The 17945-nt window shown below is 34.3% G+C and carries 14 protein-coding genes; 8 read left to right on the top strand and 6 right to left on the bottom strand.

Annotated features, from left to right (window positions below; genetic code table 11):
• Positions 1 to 427: 427 nt before the first annotated feature.
• Positions 428 to 1201, top strand: coding sequence for a TlpA family protein disulfide reductase (locus BUC29_RS12180; protein WP_073416456.1), 774 nt, complete (start codon positions 428 to 430; stop codon positions 1199 to 1201).
• A 257-nt stretch (positions 1202 to 1458) separates the two neighbouring features.
• A complete protein-coding gene (locus BUC29_RS12175) occupies positions 1459 to 3078 on the top strand; it encodes an ABC-F family ATP-binding cassette domain-containing protein (RefSeq protein WP_073416455.1) in 1620 nt (539 codons plus the stop codon).
• A 264-nt stretch (positions 3079 to 3342) separates the two neighbouring features.
• On the opposite strand, the gene BUC29_RS21535 is transcribed toward BUC29_RS12175, so the two are convergent.
• The 3 genes from BUC29_RS21535 to BUC29_RS12165 form a co-directional block, all read right to left on the bottom strand.
• On the bottom strand, positions 3343 to 3516 hold the full coding sequence (locus tag BUC29_RS21535; RefSeq protein ID WP_167369537.1) for a hypothetical protein: 174 nt from the start codon (positions 3514 to 3516) through the stop codon (positions 3343 to 3345).
• A 108-nt stretch (positions 3517 to 3624) separates the two neighbouring features.
• Entirely contained in the window at positions 3625 to 4428 is an 804-nt protein-coding gene (locus BUC29_RS12170; protein ID WP_073416454.1) for a hypothetical protein, read from the bottom strand.
• A 28-nt stretch (positions 4429 to 4456) separates the two neighbouring features.
• A complete protein-coding gene (locus BUC29_RS12165; RefSeq protein WP_084538638.1) occupies positions 4457 to 5344 on the bottom strand; it encodes a TIR domain-containing protein in 888 nt (295 codons plus the stop codon).
• Between the two features lie 197 nt (positions 5345 to 5541).
• Here BUC29_RS12165 and pyrR point away from each other — a divergent pair, with 197 nt between their 5' ends.
• The 6 genes from pyrR to BUC29_RS12135 all read left to right on the top strand — a co-directional run bounded on the left by pyrR (position 5542) and on the right by BUC29_RS12135 (position 10256).
• The gene (gene pyrR, locus BUC29_RS12160) at positions 5542 to 6081 is read left to right on the top strand and encodes a bifunctional pyr operon transcriptional regulator/uracil phosphoribosyltransferase PyrR (protein ID WP_073416453.1); all 540 of its coding nucleotides are present in this window, start codon (positions 5542 to 5544) and stop codon (positions 6079 to 6081) included.
• A gap of 152 nt (positions 6082 to 6233) precedes the next feature.
• Entirely contained in the window at positions 6234 to 7160 is a 927-nt protein-coding gene (locus BUC29_RS12155; RefSeq protein ID WP_057120673.1) for an aspartate carbamoyltransferase catalytic subunit, read from the top strand.
• A gap of 205 nt (positions 7161 to 7365) precedes the next feature.
• Positions 7366 to 7698, top strand: coding sequence for a ribonuclease Z (locus BUC29_RS12150; RefSeq protein WP_073416452.1), 333 nt, complete (start codon positions 7366 to 7368; stop codon positions 7696 to 7698).
• An 86-nt stretch (positions 7699 to 7784) separates the two neighbouring features.
• Complete coding sequence (locus BUC29_RS12145) at positions 7785 to 8690, top strand: ribonuclease Z (protein WP_073416451.1); 906 nt, start codon at positions 7785 to 7787, stop codon at positions 8688 to 8690.
• A 248-nt stretch (positions 8691 to 8938) separates the two neighbouring features.
• Positions 8939 to 9583 carry a pyridoxamine 5'-phosphate oxidase gene (gene pdxH, locus BUC29_RS12140; RefSeq protein ID WP_073416450.1) on the top strand — a complete coding sequence of 215 codons (645 nt, stop codon included), beginning with the start codon at positions 8939 to 8941 and terminating at the stop codon, positions 9581 to 9583.
• 172 nt (positions 9584 to 9755) lie between these two features.
• The gene (locus BUC29_RS12135; protein WP_073416714.1) at positions 9756 to 10256 is read left to right on the top strand and encodes a CAP domain-containing protein; all 501 of its coding nucleotides are present in this window, start codon (positions 9756 to 9758) and stop codon (positions 10254 to 10256) included.
• A gap of 121 nt (positions 10257 to 10377) precedes the next feature.
• On the opposite strand, the gene BUC29_RS12130 is transcribed toward BUC29_RS12135, so the two are convergent.
• From BUC29_RS12130 to BUC29_RS12120, 3 genes are all read right to left on the bottom strand, one after another.
• On the bottom strand, positions 10378 to 12312 hold the full coding sequence (locus BUC29_RS12130) for an OmpA family protein (protein WP_073416713.1): 1935 nt from the start codon (positions 12310 to 12312) through the stop codon (positions 10378 to 10380).
• A gap of 12 nt (positions 12313 to 12324) precedes the next feature.
• A complete protein-coding gene (locus BUC29_RS12125) occupies positions 12325 to 13242 on the bottom strand; it encodes a PorP/SprF family type IX secretion system membrane protein (protein ID WP_073416449.1) in 918 nt (305 codons plus the stop codon).
• A gap of 123 nt (positions 13243 to 13365) precedes the next feature.
• Positions 13366 to 17945: T9SS type B sorting domain-containing protein (locus BUC29_RS12120; RefSeq protein WP_073416448.1), on the bottom strand; the 4580-nt coding region annotated here is incomplete at its 5' end.

The raw sequence follows: 17945 nt of genomic DNA, 5'->3' as shown, positions 1-17945 counted from the left end.
ATGAAGAATTTGAAATAAAAAATTTGGGACGGTTAAAATTGAGTTTGGTTATTTATTTTTTAATCTATTTTTATTTCGAATAAATGCTGAGAATCAAGGAGATTTGTTATTTGGTTTTCTCCTTGAGGATCACATTATGAACCCGACAATTTTATTGTCGGGTTTTTTTATAGATTCTTTTTTAAGGGCTTAATCTCAATAATAGGTTACATGGGTAACGCAGATCAGACGAATTTACTTCGTAAAGACGCGGATTAAAACGGATTTTTCATTTAATTTTTTTAGAACATTAATAAAAAAATCCGTTTTAATCCGCGTTTTCGCGTTAGCGAATCCGTATCATCCGCGTTCCATTTCTTCACAATTCAGCCCAAGTTGCAAACTATTTTAATTACTTTTGACTTTAGAATTATTGCATAAAAACTTCATGAAAAAATCATTCACCATAATAATCACTTTTTTAATTTTTGCAACTTCTTTCAGCCAAAACAAATTCGGAAATCCCGAAGTCAATCCAATTCAAATTCAAAAAACTTTTGGCGATTGGTCAGCATATCAAAGCAAGAATATAATGCTTTCGAGAGATTTTATTGCGTTTGATTCTGCTTCAAAAGAAATTTCAAAAGAAGCCTTTTTAGATCAATTAGCAAATGGAAATTTCATCCCAATCCGATTAAAATCAGATGATGGAATTTACTATTACAAACTATTCAAAATTCAACCAAAATCAGATTCCAGTATAAAAGCAACAATCAATCAAATCGGTTTTGATGCCTTCAAAAATTATAAAATGGAAGGAACGGCTTTTCCGCAATTTTCATTTAAAGATTTAGACGGAAATCTGGTAACCAACGAATCCATGAAGGGAAAAATCATCGTGATAAAATGCTGGTACATTCACTGTACACCTTGTATTAGAGAATTTCCTCAAGTTAACAAACTAGTTGAAGAATATAAAGACAGAAAAGACATTGTTTTTATGAGTTTAGCCGAAGATTCAGCAGAGCAATTAAAAACATTTTTAGCCAGAAAACCACTTTCGTATTCTGTAATTCCAGACATGAAAGTTTATATGAATGAAGCTTTGCAGTTGAATTCTTTTCCAACACATTTTATTCTGAACAAAGAAGGAATGATTTCGAAAGTGCTTCCTAATTTTGAAAGTTTAGAAGTGGCGTTGGCGAAAGAAAGTAAATTATAAATAAGTTCCAGAGGAACAAAATATATTGTAGGGATGGATTTTAATCCATCATGCGCAATCAAAATCTAAAGCCCTTGTCATTTCTCCTTCGTTCGAAACGACAAGATCGCTTGACGATCAACAGCATAAAACAAAACTCTGCGCCTTGGCGACTTTGCGAGAACCTCTCAGCAGCATAAAAACCTTAGCACCTTAGCATCTTTGCAACTTAGAACCTTTTTCACTACTTTTGCACCAAATTAATTAAAAAGACATTCATGTTAACAGTCAATAATTTATCAGTTCAGTTTGGTAAAAGAATTTTATTCGACGAAGTAAATACTACGTTTACTCACGGAAATATCTACGGCGTTATTGGAGCAAATGGTGCAGGAAAATCTACTTTCTTAAAAGTAATTTCGGGTGATATTGATCCAACTTCTGGTCACATTCATTTAGAGCCGGGAAAACGTATGTCGGTTTTAAACCAGAACCACAACATGTTCGACGAGCATACCGTTTTGGAAACCGTTTTAATGGGAAATAAAGTTCTGTACGCTGTTAAAAAAGAAATGGATGAACTTTATTTAGATTATAATGATGCCAATGCAGATAGAATAGGGGAATTGCAAGTTCAGTTTGAAGAAATGAACGGATGGAATGCCGATTCTGATGCCGCAGCAATGTTATCTAACTTAGGAATCACAGAAGCAGATCATTATACTTTGATGGCAGATATGGAAGGAAAAATGAAAGTACGTGTGCTTTTGGCGCAGGCACTTTTCGGAAATCCTGACTTGCTGATTATGGATGAGCCTACCAACGATTTGGATTTCGAGACAATCGCTTGGTTAGAAAACTTCTTGGCAAACTACGAAAACACTGTAATCGTTGTATCTCACGACCGTCACTTTTTGGATGCGGTTTGTACACATATTTCTGATATTGATTTTGGAAAAATCAATCACTACTCAGGAAACTATACGTTCTGGTACGAGTCTAGCCAATTAGCGGCAAAACAACGTGCACAGCAAAACAAAAAAGCAGAAGAGAAGAAACAAGAGTTGGAAGAATTTATTCGTCGTTTTAGTGCAAACGTGGCAAAATCGAAACAAGCAACTTCTCGTAAAAAAATGATTTCGAAATTAAATATTGCCGAAATCAAACCTTCTAGCCGTCGTTATCCTGCAATTATTTTCGATCAGGATCGTGAAGCCGGAGATCAGATTTTGAATGTAGAAAACTTAGCGGCATCTGTAGACGGTGAAGTTTTATTCAAAGACATTGATTTGAATATGGCAAAAGGCGATAAAATCGTTCTTTTCTCTAAAGATTCACGTGCAACAACTGCTTTCTACGAGATCTTAAACGGAGAACAAAAAGCAGATTCTGGAACTTTCGATTGGGGAATTACAACCAACCAAGCGTATCTTCCAGCTGAAAACCATAAATATTTCGAAAACGATTTGACTTTAGTTGATTGGTTACGTCAGTACGCTAAAACAGAAGAAGAGCGTGATGAGGTATTTATTAGAGGTTTCTTAGGAAAAATGATTTTCTCTGGAGAAGAAGCTCTTAAAACGTCTAGAGTTTTATCTGGAGGAGAAAAAGTTCGTTGTATGCTTTCTAGAATGATGATGGAGCGTGCAAACGTTTTAATGCTAGACGAGCCAACAAATCACTTAGATTTGGAGTCTATTACAGCTTTCAACAACTCATTGAAAAACTTTAAAGGTTCTGTAATCTTCACAACGCATGACCACGAGTTCGCGCAGACTGTCGGTAACAGAATCGTAGAATTGACTCCAAATGGAGTTATCGACCGTTACATGACATTTGACGAATATCTTGATGATGAAAAGATTCAGGAACAAAGAAAGAAGATGTATAATCTATAATCTTTTAAATCACAATATTAAAAATCCCAAATTCCAAATTAAAACGGAGTTTGGGATTTTTTAATTTATGCGCAATCGTTTAACACATAGAAACATAGTTTTGTATTGTTAATAAAGACTGTAAAAGAGAAATATATTTCTCAACACATAGCTATGTTTTTTGCAAAAAAGTGAAACGCCTTTCTGCAGTTTCAAAAACTATGTTTCTATGTATTTAAAAACAAAATCCCCGCTATGAAAATAACGGGGATGTTTTTTATGTATTTATTTACTTCCGAATATTTTAGCAAAAATCCAGATAATAATCGCAATAATAAAAATTACGATAAAGATCCCGAATCCCATTCCGGCTTTAAAAATGTCTCCTATAACTTCACAGCTTGTAAATGAAAACAGTATTACAAATACCATTAACAATCTTAGTATTTTATTTTGCATGACTCTGAGTTTTTAAATTTGTTTATTAAAATTACTTCAGGAATCATGAAAATGTGTTATAGAATTTTTTGGAAATGTTTTAGGATTTAGTTTTTTTATGTGACAGCTTTATTTTTTTTTCCAATACATTTTTACTAGAAAATTGGAAGTCGATTCAATTAAATGTTTAGGCAATAACTGTAAATATCTCATATAATTTAGCTTATACTTAAAATCTGAAATTTCTCGACTAGATAATAAGTTCTTTCTTAGATAAAGATATTTTTTTTGGATACGAATACTTTTAAACTTAATTAGATTTTTTTCTATTAATTCTTTTATTAATAAATAATGTTGTTGAGTGTCTTCATTGCTTTCGCCCACCAAAGATGAATAGTCTTTATACCATCCTATTTCATATACAGTTGGTGATACTTTTTCTAAATGATTAAGAATATATTCTATTTCAGCCTTCGGGTAGTCCTTGTTTCCTTCACCAGGAAATTCTTCTGCTATTTTCAGAAGTTTTTTAGAAATTGTTATTCTGGGCATATTTTCTAATGCTTCTAACTTCATTACATTCAGAAATTCTGGACCAAATAAAAAATTTCCTTCATGATATAATTGTCCTACAGATATTACTCCCTTGCATATAAAACCATTAGAGAAAAGAGAATGCATTGCAAAACTGGCATTTGTGACAATATAATAAATTCCGCCAGGATAATCAATTGGAAAGGATATTACTATTGAGTCTGAAAATTGACTAAATTCCATTAAGTCTCCAGAATAATTCTTTCTGAATAAAATTTCAAGATTTTCTAGAGTAGTTTTTAGTATATTAATTTTCGATTTGTCGTTAATTGAAGAATAAATTTCATTGGTGAAACCTAATATATCTACAAAAAGTATTAATCGATTTGAGTAATTCATGAAATTTTAAAATTATTTATTTTTAGATTTATAAAATTGAATTTGCATCTACGTTATAACCGGCTTCTTTAAGTTCTTTAACTAAAGCAAATTTCCAGGTATTAGCTTTGTCAATTGGGATAAATAATAAACCGTGAATATCGCTTGGTAATTCAACGCCTTCACTATATAAAGGTAAAACTCTTTTTCTTCCAAGTTGGCCGATAAAGTATCCTAGCTCTAAAATAACGTTTTGTCTAGCCCTGCTTTTCAAATCTATATCAGTTTTTGATTTTCCTTCATCATCATCAGTTAGCAAAATTACTGCAAATCCTACGTTTGAATTCGATTCAAACTTTTCTATAATTGTGCTTCCAGCATTTGGGCGCTCATTTAATATAATGGGATTAAGACCTAGTTTTTCTAATGTTCTGGCAACACTTTGTTGAATAGCAATATTATGTCCATGTACGATAAATATGTTTGTATTGGAGCTGTCTACAGTTTTTGATAAACCAACCGCTGGTTGATTTTCTTCTATATTTGATTTTAATAAATCAACTTTTTCAATTAACCTTTCCAAGAAGGTTAATTTACTTGATATTTTATCTTTTAATTCTTTTAATTTTTGATTTGGAGAATCATTACCACTGGAGAATAAACCATAAAATTTATTTGTGTTATCATAATCTCTTTTGTATTGATTGTTTTCGTTATTAAAAACTTGTTTTAAGTATTCAGAATTATAATCATCCCAACTATAATAATCTTTCTGATTTTTTTCCAATTCAGGAACATTTGTAATTGAACGATCTCTTAGTTCTTTGCCTTTTTCAAATATTTCCGTGAGATTACTCTTGAAGTTTGCCCTTTCAATTATTAATGCATCGGCTATTTGTGTGCTAACTTGGTTAGGTTTTTTTCTAGATGTAGCCATTTATTATTGGTTTAATGTTAGTAATACTTTTTAAAAATAAGATTTTATTTTTTAATAATAATATTATAATTGCTAACATCCACACATTTTCAAAGATTAAATTCTCCCTCCAAAGCAAAAAAATATTTCCAACCCCAACACCCCAACAAATAAAATCAGATTCCGTATATTTGCGCAACCAAACATTACATTCACTTATGAGTCAAAAAGTATTACTTAATTCTAAAGAAGTTACTATCATACTCCATCGTTTGGCTTGTCAGTTAATCGAAAAACATCTTGATTTCTCTGAAACTATTTTAGTTGGAATTCAGCCAAGAGGCGTTTTTTTAGCTGAACGTTTAAAACAAATATTAGAAAACGAATACCAGGTTCCTGAAATTTCTTTAGGATATTTGGACATCACTTTTTTTAGAGATGATTTCCGTCGTACTGATAAACCGCTTGAAGCCAATAAAACCCAAATCAATTTTATAGTCGAAGACAAAAAAGTCATTTTTATCGATGACGTTTTGTTTACAGGAAGAAGCATTCGTTCTGCCTTAACTGCCATTCAATCTTTCGGAAGACCTTCAGAAATTGAATTATTGGTTTTAATAGACAGACGTTTCAGCCGTCATTTACCAATTCAGCCCGATTACAGAGGCCGTCAGGTAGATGCTATTAATGGCGAAAAAGTAATAGTGAGCTGGAAAGAAAATGATGGTGAAGATGTAGTTCACTTAGTGACAAATTAGTTTAATCGGTTAACCGGTTAATTGTTTAATCGGAAAAACCAATGATTAAACGATTAAAGAAATTAAAAAAGTTGAACCGTTAAATCGGTTAACTGTTTAATCGCAAAGCAAACGATTAAACGATTAAACAAATAAACAGTTAAACATTAAACATGAAAGAATTAAGCGTAGATCATTTATTAGGAATCAAATATATCAATGAGAATGATATTAACCTGATTTTTGAAACGGCAGATCATTTTAAAGAAGTCATTAACCGACCAATTAAAAAAGTTCCTTCATTACGAGATATTACCATTGCCAATATTTTCTTCGAAAACAGTACCAGAACCAAACTCTCTTTCGAATTAGCCCAGAAACGTTTATCTGCAGATGTCATCAGTTTTTCTGCAGCTCAGTCATCGGTTAAAAAAGGAGAGACCCTGATTGATACTGTAAATAATATCCTTTCGATGAAAGTGGATATGGTTGTAATGCGCCACTCCAATCCCGGAGCGGCTTATTTTTTATCTAAAAACGTTAAAGCCAGTATCGTAAACGCCGGAGACGGAGCGCACGAACATCCAACTCAGGCTTTGTTAGATAGTTATTCTATCAGAGAAAAACTAGGCGATGTTGCCGGAAAAAAAGTAGTTATTGTAGGCGATATTCTGCATTCGAGAGTTGCGTTATCCAACATATATGCTTTGCAGATGCAGGGCGCAGAAGTAAAAGTCTGCGGTCCAAAAACACTGATTCCGAGATATATCGAATCGCTTGGTGTTACGGTTGAACCGAATTTAAGAAAAGCTCTTGAATGGTGCGACGTAGCAAATATGCTTCGTGTACAAAACGAACGTATGGATGTGAATTTCTTCCCGTCAACACGTGAATACGCACAGCAATACGGAGTAGATAAACCGCTTTTGGATTCTCTTGGGAAAGAAATCGTAATCATGCACCCGGGACCAATCAACAGAGGAGTAGAGATTACTTCAGAAGTTGCTGATTCAGATCATTCTGTGATTTTAAATCAGGTTGAAAATGGTGTAGCGATTAGAATGGCGGTTATTTATCTTTTGGCTTCTAAGATTCAATAGTTTTGTTTCAAGTTTCAGGTTTCAAGTTGTTGGAACTTGAATATCCGAATGTCACCCTGAGCGAAGTCGAAGGGCATTTAAGTGAGAGCTTCAACTTCGCTCAGCCTGACAACCTGAAACCTGAAACCTGAAACAACAAATAAAAAAACTTCGTACCTTAGCACTCTGAAAAATCAATTTTTATATTAGCCCCATAAATTATAAAATGAAAGTAGATCAAAAAGGACATACCGTTACAATTAAAGATACGCAGGGCGATTTTAATGGCTTTGTAGAAAAAGTAACGCAGCAGTTTAAAACCTTTGAAAAACAAAATGTTATAATCGATTTGTTGTCAAATTCTGAAGTATCGGAGAATGATTTGAAAATTTTTCTGCCGCTTTCAAAAACACATCGAAAAGCAAAAAAATCGTTTGTAATTGTAGCTTCTGATCTTGATTTTAATGCCGTTTCAGATAAATTGGTCGTTGTGCCTTCACTTTTAGAAGCACATGATATAATCGAAATGGAAGAAATTGAAAGAGACCTCGGGTTTTAATTGTAGATTTTAGAGTTCAGATTTTAGATTTTGAATGTTGAAGTCTAAATCGTCTTCAATCTAAAATCTAAAATCAACAATCTAAAATGAAATTAACAATACTTGGCTGTTATGCCGCAACTCCCAGAACGCTTACTAACCCCACTTCACAGGTTTTAGAAATTAAAAACCGTTTGTTTTTAATTGACTGCGGTGAAGGAACTCAGGTTCAGCTTAGAAAGAACAAGATTAAGTTTTCAAAAATTAATCACATCTTTATTTCGCATCTTCATGGCGATCATTTGTATGGATTAATCGGTACTATTTCGACTTTTTCTCTTTTGGGAAGAACTACCGATTTGCATATTTATGGTCCAAAAGGAATTAAAGAACTGATTCTGCTTCAATTAAAACTGACTGAATCCTGGACAACTTATGATTTGTTTTTCCACGAATTAGAGTCAAAAGAAAGTGAAGTTGTTTTTGAAGATAATCGTGTTATTGTCAAAACGATTCCGCTAAAACATCGTGTTTATACGAATGGATATCTTTTTCAGGAAAAGCCTGCTGAAAGAAAACTAAATGTAGAAGCTGTTCAGCAGTATAATATTCATGTTGCTTATTACCAAAAGATTAAAAACGGAGGAAATGTTACTTTGGATGACGGAACTGTGATTGAAAATGAAAAACTGACTTTTGATCCTGAACCGGCAAAAAGTTACGCTTTTTGTTCTGATACAGTGTATAATGAAGCAGTAATTCCGATTATTGAAAATGTGGATGTTTTATATCATGAATCTACTTTTTTAGATTCTGAAGCTAAACTAGCTGAAAAGACACTGCATTCAACAGCAAAAGAAGCAGCCACTATTGCTTTAAAAGCCAATGCAAAACAATTAATTTTAGGACATTATTCTACTCGTTATGATGGTTTGGAGCCATTTAAAAAGGAAGCTGAGGAAGTTTTTTCTAATGTGCTTTTAGCCGATGACGGTCTTAGTTTTGAGTTATAAAAGCGGTGAGGTTCTAAGATGCTGAGGTGCTAAGTTTTTGCTAGTTTGTAATATATCAGATTTGTCATGCTGAGCGAAGTCGAAGCCCACGCTTTGTTACATATCTATGATATCGTTGTAAAAAGTCCTTCGACTTCGCTCAGGATGACAAATGTATAATAATTTGAAACCTGAAAACTGAAACAAAAATCAAGTATCAGTTTTTAATAAATCTAAAATCAACAATCTAAAATCTAAAATAATAAATCATGAGTGATTTAAGTAATTATAGAAAATCTTACGAGAAAAGCGAGTTATTAGAAACCAATATTCCCGAAGATCCGATTAATCTTTTTAACAGATGGTTTCATGAAGTAGAAGATTTTGGCGCAAGCGGTGAAGTAAATGCTATGACAGTTTCGACAATCGGTTTGGATGGATTTCCAAAATCTCGTGTTGTTTTATTGAAAAAATTCTCTGAAGAAGGGTTTATATTTTATACGAATTACGATTCTGAAAAAGGAAAGGCTATTACAGCAAACCCAAATGTTTGTTTGTCTTTTTTCTGGCAGGAAATGGAACGTCAGGTTATTATAAAAGGAATTGCACAGCGAACTTCTGAAATTATTTCAGATAATTATTTTGATTCGCGTCCTGATGGAAGTAAACTAGGAGCAATTGTATCACATCAAAGTGAAGTTATTCCGTCCAGAGCTTTTTTAGAAGAGAATTTAAAGAAACTTGAAGCCGAATTTGAAGGAAAACGAATTCCCAGACCTGACCATTGGGGCGGATTTTTGGTAACACCACTTCAGGTAGAATTTTGGCAGGGAAGACCTAACAGGCTGCATGACAGAATTCGCTATACAAGTCAATCTGACTTTTCATGGAAGATAGAACGTTTGTCATCTTAATTTGTAAGAATTATATAGTATTTTAATTTTTTTTAGTGCATTTCGTCGACTATTTTTGTAGTTTAACGATTTATTAAATACGTTTGATCCATAAATAAGGAGAAATTGTCACATAATAATTTTAAAGGATTTGCCCCAACATTTACTTTAAAGCTTTAAACTACTAATGATTATGAAAAAGATTATGTGCGCCATGGTGTTCATTGTGACGTTGTTCACAATGAACTCATGCTCTGCAGATAGCGTCGAGGGAAATGAAAGTGGTACTACAACTGAACAGTTAATTAGTGACTACAACTACAATACATCCGAACTGCAAACCATGCAGTTAATAAACGAATACAGACTAAGTATTGGTTTAAATACATTGCAAAAAAGCAATCATATTTCTAATAAATGCGAAGAACACAATCAATATATGATTGCGAACAATGTTGTAAATCATAATGATTTTACAGCTCGTTCTAATAATATTATGAGTGTTTTGGGGGCTAAAAAAGTAGGAGAAAATGTGGCTTACAACTACAAAACTTCTGAAGCCGTTTTAAAAGCGTGGCTTGCAAGTCCCGGACATAAAGAGAATATTGAAGGCGATTATACTCATTTTGGTATTTCTGTATCTACAGACGCTAACGGAAAAAAATATTACACAAATATATTTGTGAAAATCTAAAAGTAAACATTTGAACTGGTTGGTTAGTTGTTGTTGCAATTTCCTGAATTGTAACGACGTTTTATTAAAAAAGCTGTCTAAATTTTAGACAGCTTTTTTAAGTTTTTAGTGGTTTTTATATTTATAATCCGGTAATAATAAACTCGCTTCTTCGATTCATTTGGTGTTGTTCCTCGGTACAATCTACATTGTCAGAACAGTTGTTTACCAATTCTGTTTCACCATATCCTCTTCCTGTTAAGCGGTTTTTAGCTACACCGTTTTGAATTAACCAATCGATGGTTGCTTTTGCTCTTCGGTCAGATAATGCCTGATTGTATTGATGAGAAGCTCTGCTGTCTGTATGTGAACGAATATCAAGTTTCATAGTTGGATTTTGGCTTAAAACATCAAGTATCTTTTCCAAATCCAAAGCAGCTTCGGTTCTAATATTAGATTTATCAAGATCAAAATAAATTCTTTTTATACCGAAACATTTTCCTAAATCATCACCAACAGCGACTTTACAGACCGATTTTTCAAGTGCAATCGGAAGGTCAGTTTTTCCGCTTGTTTTTGGAATTGTTACGCTAACTTCTTTAGTAGCATAATCAGGTTTTTCGGCTCTTACACTATAATTTTTTCCACATTCGACAACAAAACTGTATTTTCCTGCTGCATCTGCAACTCCAGAATTTTTTATTTTTTGCATGCCATCGTATAATGTGAGTTTAGTTCCGGGAAGTATTTCACCGCTTGCAGCATCTGTAACAACACCGCTTAATTCCTGAATGCATTTTAGGCGTTTGGTTTCCAGGAATTTGTAAATGTCATCAGAACCTAGTCCGCCGTCTTTATTTGATGAAAAATACCCTATTCTGCTAACAGGATCGATAATATAAGCAAAATCATCTTTTGGAGAATTTATATCGGCACCTACATTTTCGATATCACTGATAGTTCCATCAGTGTCAATCTGCCCTACAAATACATCAAGTCCGCCCAGACCAGGATGACCATCTGAAGCGAAATAGATCTCATTTTCACTGGTTATGTAAGGAAATGTTTCTTTTCCTTCGGTATTAATTTCTTTTCCCAGATTTTGAGGAGTTCCAAAGCTTCCATCGCTGTTTATGCTGATTTTATAGATATCAGACTGGCCAATTGATCCGGGCATGTCTGATGCAAAATACATTGTTTTTTCATCGGGACTAAGTGCGGGATGCCCCGTGCTGTAGTTATCGCTTGTAAAAGGAAGTGCCGTAATGTTAGTCCATTTTCCGTTTTCCAGACTGGCTTTGTAAATTTTTACCAGTGTAACATTATTGGCATCTTTGCCTTTCTTACCATCAACAAAATTGTTTCGGGTAAAATAAACCGTATTTCCATCTTTCGTAAAAACAATAGTTGATTCGTGAAAACGCTTGTTTATTTCGGATCTTATTTTATGTACTTTGGATGGCTGGCCACTCTGGGCATCGATATCTGCATCATAAATATTGGTAAAATATTCTCCGGTCCATTTGTGTTTTCGTTTAGAAAAATTTCCTGTGTCTCTGGCCGATGCAAAATAGATTTTATTATTGTAAACAAAACTTCCGTAATCAGAATATTTTGAGTTGATTCCGGCATCTTCAATTTTATATCGGCCTGAATTAGCTTTGATTTTATCCAGATAATTGGGATTATTTCGATAAAGTTTTGCTCTTGAATCGTTTTTATATTTTGCATTGAATTCGCTGAGAATTTTATCAGCTTTATTCATTTGTCCGGTTGATTTTAAGGATTGTGCATATCGATAATAATATTCGGCTTCCGGTGATGGATTTGTTGAGAATAATTCATCGTACCATTTTACTGCTCCTTCAAAATTTGAATTAAAATAATATGAGTTACCGAGTTTCTTATATAAATCTTCAGACTTATATCCTTTATTTGCTACACGTTCATAGGTTTTGATCACATCAACGTATGCATAACTATCATACTTTTTCGCACCGGAATTGATTTTCGACTGCTGCGAATAGCTGAAAAAAACATTCAAAATTATTAAACAAAGAAATGTATAGTTTTTCATAACCATTATTTTTTAGAAGAAACGAGGTGTTGTCATTTTGCTGGAGTTTTTAAAGAATTCATAGCGCAGATATATTTCATGCGACCCTGAATTATAATTATTTAGTTTTGTGGTTTCGCGGTCGTAACCATATCCTAAATAAAGACCGTCTGTAATTTGAAATCCGACAATTCCGCTTAAAGAAGCACTCCATCTGTAAGAAACTCCCGCTACGAATTTTTCGAAGAACATAAAATTAGCAGAAACGTCTACCTGAAGCGGCGCTCCTTCTACCATTTTAACCAAAGCGGCAGGTTTGAATTTAATATATTCGAGTTTGTCAAGATCAAATACATAACCACCCATTAAATAATAATTGATCTTTGATTTGTAGATTACATAATCATTAGTATCGAATTTATTACTCTCAATAAAATTTGGAACTGATAAACCGATATAAGCTTTTTCTGAATGAAAATATATACCGGCACCAATGTTGGGTGAAAATTTATTGTCTAAATCCTGAAACTGGGGGTCGCCCTGATCTTCCGGATTTAGTTTGGTTATATCTAAGTTGAATAAATTAGCACTTCCTTTAAGACCGAATGAAAGTTTAAAATCTGGTGATGTTTGAAGTGTGTAAGATAAATCTGCAGAAATAGTTGTCTCATTTGTTGGACCAATTTTATCATTTACCAGCGATACTCCAACTCCTACATTACTATTGTTTATGGGAGTATTTGCTGAGAAAGTAGCAGTTTGCGGCGCTCCATCCAGACCTACCCATTGAGTTCTGTAAAGCCCAAAGATACTTAAAACTCCCCTTGATCCTGCATAAGCGGGATTTATGTTTATTGCGTTATACATATACTGAGTATACTGTGCATCTTGCTGTGCATAACCAAAAAAGGTTATAAACATAATGACGAAGAAAAATAATTTTGTTCTCATAATAGATGTGTATTAATTATTTTCAAATCAAAAAGTCAGTTTTTCCTTATTCAAAATTAAGTAAATTTTTACATTTTTATTGTAACTAGCTATATAATAGTGTTTTATATAGCGAGTGAACGTTTATTTAGACAGATATAAAAATCCGTCTTCCTTATTATTTTGAATTGCATTATTACCGTCTAACGATTTGTAATTAAGAATGTAGAAATATGTACCCGATGGTAATTTGTCAGATTTATGAACAGTTACTCTACCTCTTGATGTCCCATCAAAAGCATTGGTTGTATTGTTGTAATTTGTAGTTTCAAATACTAATATTCCCCAACGATTATAGATTTCAACCGTATTTTCAGGATAACAGGTTAAATCACTAATATTATCAATTACGAAGACATCATTTATTCCGTCGCCATTTGGAGAGAAAGCATTATGTACTAAAATGTTTCCGCATGCTAAAACCTGGCAGTCGTTATTAATTTCCATGTTTAGTACGACACTTCTTGGACAATTTTCATCGGTTATTTTATATTCGAAAGTATAATTTCCAAGAGTAAGACCAAACGGATTCAGGATATTACCCTGTAAGGCATTAGAATTGTTTGTGTCAATCCAGGTTCCGTTTATTGGTGTACCTTCAGGAAGTAAATTTGATAAGTTTATTAAAGAAGAATCTTCATTACAAGCTTCGCCGGTTATGTTAGTAATTCCATTTGGAACTACAATTATCGTTACTGTTGCCGTATCGCAGTTTTCGGAACTTAATTTATCGCAAATACGATACATATATGTATAAGTTCCTGGCGGAGTTAAACCTGATACATTTACATTTCCTGAAATGTCAATGGTAATGTTTGGATCTGTTTTTGCCTCATTTTGATTTTCGCTTAATAATGTGAAGTCGACCAATTCTAGTGTTGCCGGAAGCTGACCTTTAAAATCGTTACTTAAAACATTTCCAACCAATCCAAAAGTATTACAGCCAATATTATCATAGACATCATCATTAGCAATAACCGGAGTAGGCGGTACAGGATCAACAATTATTACTGTAACAATTGCTGTGTCGCAGTTTCCGGCATCGGCATTTTCGCAAATTTGATACGTTAATGTGTAAGTTCCTGCTGGTGTATTTGGTGCAGCATCTACAGAACCATCTGGATTTAAGGTTAATGTATTTGTTGGATCTGGTGTTACCAGAGTAAGTGTTACATCATTTGGATTTACCGGATCGTTGTTTAAAGTATCATTGTTAAATACATTTACAATATTTATTACTCCCGCCGGCCCTGTAATTGTTGGCGGATTATCATCATTTGCTACTATTGCAAATGCTGGTCTGGCTATGCAATAAGGATCGGCTGGTGGATAATTTACAGTTATGGTTTCACTTGGGTTTACTGATATGGTTAAGTTAACAGCAGGACGTAAAGATTCGAAACCGTCCGCACCCTGAATCCATTTATTATTTTGGAATATCCATCCCGGCCAGTCAATACCATTTCCTGCTTCATCAACCAATGCACCAGGCCATAAAACGCGTCCGCTTAAAGGTAAATCAGTCATTGTGGCTATTACAGTATTTTGTGCATTTGCCCAGGCAATTGTTACACCATTTACAGGAGTGAAATTTGTTGGAGTTACAGTATAATCAATATACGGAACATCGTTTACACAAATTGCTGTGGCTGTAACTGTCATAACTGGTGCTTCTATTGTGATAGTTACCGTTGCAGTATCACAGTTTGAAGTTTGATCTGCTTCGCAAATTTGATATACCAATGTTAGCGTGCCAACAGGTGCATTTGGCAAAACATCTACAGAGCCATCTGGATTTAATTGTAAAAACTCGTTTGGTGTTACTGTAGTGATAATTACATCAGATGCTGTTACAGGATTTCCTTCTAATGTGTCATTCAGTAACACATTTAATACATTTGTCGTTGTGTGGTTTACACCGGCAATTGGTCCGGCATTATCATCATTAGCGACAATGTCAAGGTATTGTTTGCAGCTTATGCCAAAATCAGCATCTAAATGAACTAAATCTTCGGGCGTAACATTTACTATATACCCACTTTGAGTAGTAGTGGAGCATACTGTATGCATTTGTATCTTACCGGTTTTAGCAGTTATTTTTTTGTCTGCCGCATTTGGAAGCACTTTAATAAGTCCGGTTGCTCCAAGAGCTGCCGCCATAGTATCGAGATTGGCATCTTTAACTAATTTTATAGTATAATTTCCATATGGATTTTGCTGATTTGGTCTGTCTCTCCAGAATCCCTGAATTCCAATTATTACTTCTTCATGATATCCATTTGGACCATCAATTATAATATTTGGGGATAATGCGTTTCCAAAACCGCCAGCATTTAATTCGCCCACATTCAAAGGCCCCTTGTAACTTCCGTCTCCGTTAAAATCAATCCATTCCCATAGGCTGTAGTCTATTGCGCCATTTGCATCAGGAACATTTTTAGTAACTACGCCGTCATTATTTGCATCATACCATTCGTCCTGAATTCCGTTGCTGTTTACATCATACCAAACATAATCACCTAATACAGGAAGTGTAGATGAACCATATTCGAAATTATGCTGTTGGAAACTACAATTTTCAATCGTTGTAAAGAATAAGCTCGAATCAACAGGATATAATTGATAGATATTATTCAAATTAGCATCTTGAACCTGAACCAGATAACTTCCTTCCGGCATTCCTGTAAAGTTGTATGAACCATCCATTGCGGTTAAACGAAGCAAAATTGGACCGGTTGTAGAACCTTGCGGAATTAAAGTAATAGGTACATTTGGAATTCCTGTATTTGTTTCCACATTAATTACATATCCGGATATTTTTACAGTATATTCAGGTTGTGTAATCACAACTGTAGTGGTCGCAGTACAAGTCTGGCCTTCTCCATTTACAAAAGATGTCGCGGTAAGTGTATAAGTTCCGGCAGGTAAATTTGTGCTGCCTACAACTTCATTTTGATCATTTGTAATAACCACTGTTGCATTAGGACTGCTGGTTACTAAAATTGAACCATCATTTTTTCCAAAGCAAGTTGCATTTGATACTACATCCGTTACAAAGACTTTATTTTCAACTGTAAAAGTTTGAACTAATTCGGTTTTATTTCCTGCACAGTCTATCAATGTATAAGTTCGGGTTAAGATGTAAGGATTTCCGTTACAGCCGCTTCCTCCGTTGTTGGAATCGCTGACAGTAATATTAACTGAGCTGCTGCAATTGTCTGTTGGATTAATTACACTTTGCGGATTCGCTGCCGGAATATCGCCAATATTTTGTAAATCTGCCACATCAGCCGGTACAGTTCCTGTTGGTGGAGTGGTATCTTTTACTATTATGGTTTGGGTATGCGAAATTGTATTTCCACTGCAATCGCTCGTAGTCCATTTTCGAATTAAAGTATAATCTGTACCACATTCATTTAAAACATCACTTTTTGTTTCAGAATATACAATTGGTAAATTTCCGCTGCAATTATCAGAAGCTTCAATATCAGCAGGTTCAGGAACTGCATCGCAGGAAACGGTAATATCCGTAGGAAGATTTCCAATAAAAGCTGGTACTGTTGTATCTTTAATAGTTATGATTTGAACGAAACTATCGGTAACATTTCCACATTCATCTTTTGCAATCCAGCTGTTGGTATAAGTACCTGCATTTGAACATGCTTCAGAAGCTATAAACTGACCGCTGGTTTTTTCATAAGTAATTAAAGTACAATTTGCAGCTGCAGCAGGAGCTAGATTTTGAGCATTTTCTAAACCGGCCGAATCACTGCATTCTAAAGTTATATTTAAAGAACCTGCCTGAGTTGTCCAAACTGGCGCTGATGTATCCTGAATTGTAATTACTTGCGTAAAAACATTAGAAATATTTCCGCATGTATCTTTTGCGGTCCAGGTATTTGTATAGGTTCCTGTACTGCCGCAATTTCCACGTTGTAATTGTCCACTTGTTTTAGTGTACGTTACAGATCCATTACAATTATCTACTGCAATTGGTGCTTGAGATTGAGCATTGTTTAATCCTGCTGTATCACTGCATTCTAAAGTTATATTTAAAGAACCTGCCTGAGTTGTCCATGCTGGAGCAGTTGTGTCCTGAATAGTAATCACCTGGGTAAAAGTATCCGAAGTATTTCCGCAGTCGTCTTTTACGGTCCAGGTATTAGTATAAGTTCCTGAATTTGAACATCCTTCAGAAGCTGTAAACCCTCCGCTTACTTTTATAATATTGGAAACATCACTATCGCATAAATCTGTAGCCGTTGGGAATAATGCCTGAGCATTTGCAAGTCCTGCTGTATCACTGCATTCTAAAGTTACATTTAAAGAACCTGCCTGAGTTGCCCAGGCTGGAGCAGTTGTGTCCTGAATAGTAATCACCTGAGTAAAAGTATCCGAAGTATTTCCGCAGTCATCTTTTACGGTCCAGGTATTAATATAAGTTCCGGAATTTGAACATCCTTCAGAAGCTGTAAACCCTCCGCTTACTTTTATAATATTGGAAACATCACTATCGCAGGAATCGGAAGCCGTTGGGAATAATGCCTGAGCATTTGCAAGCCCTGCTGCATCACTGCATTCTAAAGTTACATTTAATGAATTTGCGGTTGTTGTCCAGGCTGGAGCAGTTGTGTCCTGAATAGTAATCACCTGGGTGAAAGTAT

The organism is Flavobacterium defluvii, assembly GCF_900129555.1.
GTDB classification, from domain to species: Bacteria; Bacteroidota; Bacteroidia; order Flavobacteriales; family Flavobacteriaceae; genus Flavobacterium; species Flavobacterium defluvii.
Note: the sequence above shows the minus strand (reverse complement) of the source record. Positions and strands in the feature narration are given on the sequence as shown.